The sequence below is a fragment of the Wolbachia endosymbiont of Nomada ferruginata genome (genome assembly GCF_001675785.1).
Taxonomy (GTDB): domain Bacteria; phylum Pseudomonadota; class Alphaproteobacteria; order Rickettsiales; family Anaplasmataceae; genus Wolbachia; species Wolbachia pipientis.
This window is the reverse complement of the sequence record NZ_LYUY01000104.1, coordinates 1-4,243: the sequence shown is the minus strand read 5'-3', so window position 1 is coordinate 4,243 and position 4,243 is coordinate 1. Positions and strand designations below refer to the sequence as shown.

The window sequence follows — 4,243 nt, the reverse complement described above, 5'->3', positions numbered from 1 at the left end:
AAGTTTCATATATCTGGCTATGAGTAAAGTTATGTTAAGTAGGGAATATGCTTGATTTACTGGTTTGTGGACAACCTCTAATGTTGGATTCCATGGACCAGGTAACAATGCAGCAATCACCTTTAGTTTTTCTGTAGAATCAAGTAACGCCTGTGAAAACGCAACTGATTCATGCTGATTATCAGCACCATAACCCGCAGTAAAACGAACTTGAGTTAAGCCATACTCAAACCCTGCACGTTCAGCAATTTGTGCCAGCTTACGGTTATAGCCAATGTCCCAATTGGTACGTTGTGTTATTTTACTAACCACCAAACCACCTGAAACATTAGGAATCCAATAGGCAAATTTTACAGGTTTTTTTGATACAGCAGACATTTTCTCCCTCCTGTCATAAGTATTTTAGTATATAGTCAAACTCTTTGAATTAGGTTACAGAAAAACATATCAATAGTCTCTGATAATTTACTAGTCTTACTTTTAATCTATTTTTTCATATTAGCCCAAAACTTTTCTATTGGTTTTAAGTCTAGTGAATATGGTGGCAAAAAAAGATAACTCTACAACCCACTGATTCTATCAATTCCTTTGTCTTTTTGGGCTTATGAAAACTAGCATTATTCAATACTACAACACTCTGCCATGAGAATATTTTAGCAAAAACATAGATCAATTAGCATCACAGCAAATTTATTTATTGACTACTGTTTCAAAAAGCGCAAAAAAGTACGTATATTTGTGAGGGCATTTTACATAAAAATTGGGTTGTGTAAATAAAAGCGTAAAATTATTACAACAAAATCAGGTAACCTAGTTCGTATGTAAATATGACCAAAATATGCTAATACAGCTAACTTTACAGTATAGTAAAATTATTATAATAAAAAGTTCGTATGGATCACATGGTAGACCAACTGATCCCAAAAAAAACACTTCTCACGACCCTTGGTTTTGAATGCTGGAAATGGTTGTGTTATTTGAGTTAGTGGTAATTAATGTTAAAGAGTGAAAATTAGTTTATTTGGAAATAAAAGGAAAATTTATTGCAATTCTATATTTAAAATAGAATAAAGCTCTTTTTGCATCATGTATTAATAAAAAAATATATTTTTTTGCGTACCCTTTCGTTTTAATTAATATGAAGTGATATGACACCTAATGTAGAGTTTAAAGATAATCACGGCACATCAATATCAAATTTGGAAAATGTTAAAATTATAACCTTGAGTGATGAGAAAGGTAATAAGTATACTTTAGATGCAAGCAATGGTAGTCTGGAATTAAAATATAAACAAAATGGTCAAGGTGAAATAAGCTATAAAGTAGGAGGTTTAGCGGCAGCTTTTAAAAGTCTACTTGATATGAAAAGTACTAACAATGATGAACATACAGTACTTGAAGAAAAGTTAGCAGAAAAGTCCATAGTGGAGGCGATATTTTATGCAAAAGATTTTGATAAGGGTGATAGAATCTCTAACTTGATACTAGATAGTACATTTCCTAGGCGAGATGTTCTGCCTGCTTACCTAAATAAAAAGGCTGATGTTGAAAATGTATATACTAAGGAAGAAGTAGATGAAGGATTAAATAAAAAGGTTGATGTTGAAAATGTATATACTAAGGAAGATACAGATAGAGGATTTATTTCTCGTGACAGTGACGGAATCAATAGATTAGCAAGGGAATTATTTTATAAACATGATCCCAATGCAACTTCAATTTTAGTTAATACATTAGGGAAGCTTCTTGATGAAAAATATGAAATATATGGTGATAATAAAACAGCAAAAGATTTTTTGGCAGAAAAGGGTAATTTTGCTAAAGCTGATGGCTCTAATATGAAAATTTTAGAATTCACGAAAAAAATACTTGATGCAACAGAGGATATAGGAGAGGGGAAAAAGAAATCAATTTTAGTGGAGAAATTAGGTAGATTTCTTGATCAAACTGCTGATAACGAAAATGCTTATGACGGTAAGATAGCAAAAGCTTTTTTAGGAGACAAGGGGATGCAGGGATCAAAAGGTGCAGATGGTCCTCAAGGTCCGGCGGGTAGGGATGGAAAAAGCCCATCAATTGAGGAAGTCGCTGTACAGCTACTTACTGATGAAAATAAAGGTATATTGGGAAAAACAGTACTTGATATAACTGATAGCACTGGTCAAAATCTTGCTACTCATGTTGCTAATAAAATAAATCTTAATTCGCAGGATTTTATAAATAAAGCTGATCCAATAAAACTTGCTGAGTTGCTTTTTAATAAAAGTAACGTAGATCAACTTGCAGCCAAAAAGATTGCCGAAGATAAAGTTAGCTCGTATAAGATTTCTGAACTAGTATTTAACGATGCTAAGAATGCGCTAGCAGAGAATCATCAGTGGGATCAAAAGAGCTTTATTGAAGATATAATAAAAAATGTCAGCACTTCTAGGTTAGCTGAGTTGTTATTTAATGCTAGCAGTATAGAGAAAGGTGAAGCAAAAAGAATTACTGAAGGGAAGGTCAGCCCTGAAAAATTAGCTGAGTATTTGTTTAATGCAAGTGGCTTAGGCGATAATATAGATGAGTCGAAGACGTTAGTCAATAACGTAACTCAGCACCTTTTGAATACCAAGGTAGATGAAATAGGGAAAGCGGTTGTGAAGGATAATGAAAATAGAGAGATCTTAGCAGGTAGTCGTATTTTGCAGGAAGGAGTGGCAGAAAAATTAATTAGTAGCAACACAAATAAATTGGGACAAGCTATTCTGAATGTGAAAAACAAATTTGGTAATGACGCAAAACCTGTGCTGGAAACTCATCTTGCCAATAACAGCAGCTTTCAGGAAGCTGTGGCAGGAAATCAAGATTTAAGGACTGCAGTAACAGCTAATTTTGGGAGCAATAGAGATTTTTGCAATATTGTAAAAAGAGATCTTAGTAGAGATGAAGAAAGTCTGTTAATTGATAGGCTGTCTTTTTATGAAATTCCAGATGATCCAAATGCTCCGCTTTCTTGGAATTGGTAATGTAATTTTTGCTAGACCAATCGATTCCAAAAAAACTAGTTCTCACGCTTGCTGTTTTTTGTTGCTGGAAATGGCTGGATTATTTAAGCTTTTAGTAATATATGTTGTTAAATTAATAGCAATTTATTTAGAAATAACAGAAAAATTTATAATAGTTCCATACTCCAAATGGAATAAAATCCTTTTTATTGGGATCTTCCTTTTTGTAGAAAATACTTCCTAATTTCACTATTTCCTTTGGCTAAGGTCATAATACTGAGATACTAATAGTGTTGACAATCTACTAAATCAACATATTATGAACAAGTGATAGTGGGTAACATATGAGTTCTGTCAGTAATCAAGGAAAGTAAAGTATTATAAAGAGTTTGGAAAAAATCAACCTTGATCTACAAGGTGAATCTATGAAGCTCTTCGATGGCAAAGAATCTATAATAGTAAAACGTCGCAAACCTGTTGTTAAAGGAATATTAGAGCATTTAAAAAGCCCTTCCATCACTAACTGTAATACTATGATTGATGCAGAAACTGGGTTTGGCAAGACTTATGATATTGGATTGTGGAGTCATGTGCTAGCTAAAACAGGATATCACCATTTAGTTGCAGTGCCAAATGGCAATTTAGTTGAACAAGCTAAGAAAATGATAGATGGTGCATTTATTGCAGACGTTAAAACACCTAAAACTGTGCAAGAAATTAAAGATGCGCTGAAAGTCACTAAACCTACAACAATTATAGTAACACATGATCTGCTTTTACAGCAAGAGAATGATCGAAAATTTGAAGAGCAAAACGGTGAAAAGCCTAAATTGTGGGTTAGTGTTGATGAAGCAGATAGCATTAACAAGCAGCAGGCCTTTGAAAATATGTGCAAGCTTGATGAGGAATATCCTACAACTTACCTAACTGCAACACCAAAACGAAGGATTTTAAAAAGATGTGGAAAGATTGTTAGCCCTATAAGATCAAGTAGGCACTGTATTGCAAACACTATCAGAACAATGAGTGTTATTGCAAAAACTAATAGAAGGGAAAAATTTATTCTAGCGTTAGCAGTCAATACTGTTTTGTATCTCATAACTATAAATGTACTGTTTACTATTGTAAATAATTTTATTGTTGTAGAGGCTGTAAAAATCGGTCTTACAAACCCTTTGCTGTTTATATTGAACTGCTCATTGACCAGCCAACTACCATGCGTGAATATAGATCGATTATTGTTGCCAAATATAGCC

Annotated in this window: 3 protein-coding genes; 2 read left to right on the top strand and 1 reads right to left on the bottom strand. The window is 33.3% G+C overall.

Going from position 1 to position 4,243, the window contains the following annotated elements; all coding sequences use genetic code 11:
- Positions 1 to 378, bottom strand: a 378-nt coding sequence (locus BA053_RS05435; protein WP_156518063.1) for an LLM class flavin-dependent oxidoreductase, incomplete at its 3' end; no start/stop codon positions are given.
- A 770-nt stretch (positions 379 to 1,148) separates the two neighbouring features.
- On the opposite strand from BA053_RS05435, the gene BA053_RS05430 reads away from it, so the two are divergent.
- Together BA053_RS05430 and BA053_RS08730 are read left to right on the top strand one after the other, a co-directional pair.
- On the top strand, positions 1,149 to 3,008 hold the full coding sequence (locus BA053_RS05430; protein ID WP_065095143.1) for a hypothetical protein: 1,860 nt from the start codon (positions 1,149 to 1,151) through the stop codon (positions 3,006 to 3,008).
- Between the two features lie 404 nt (positions 3,009 to 3,412).
- Positions 3,413 to 4,243: DEAD/DEAH box helicase family protein (locus BA053_RS08730; RefSeq protein ID WP_410543232.1), on the top strand; the 831-nt coding region annotated here is incomplete at its 3' end.

Coding starts and splice junctions, on each gene's coding strand:
- BA053_RS05430 (WP_065095143.1), top strand. CDS start 1,149: ATGACACCTAATGTAGAGTTTAAAGATAATCACGGCACATCAATATCA.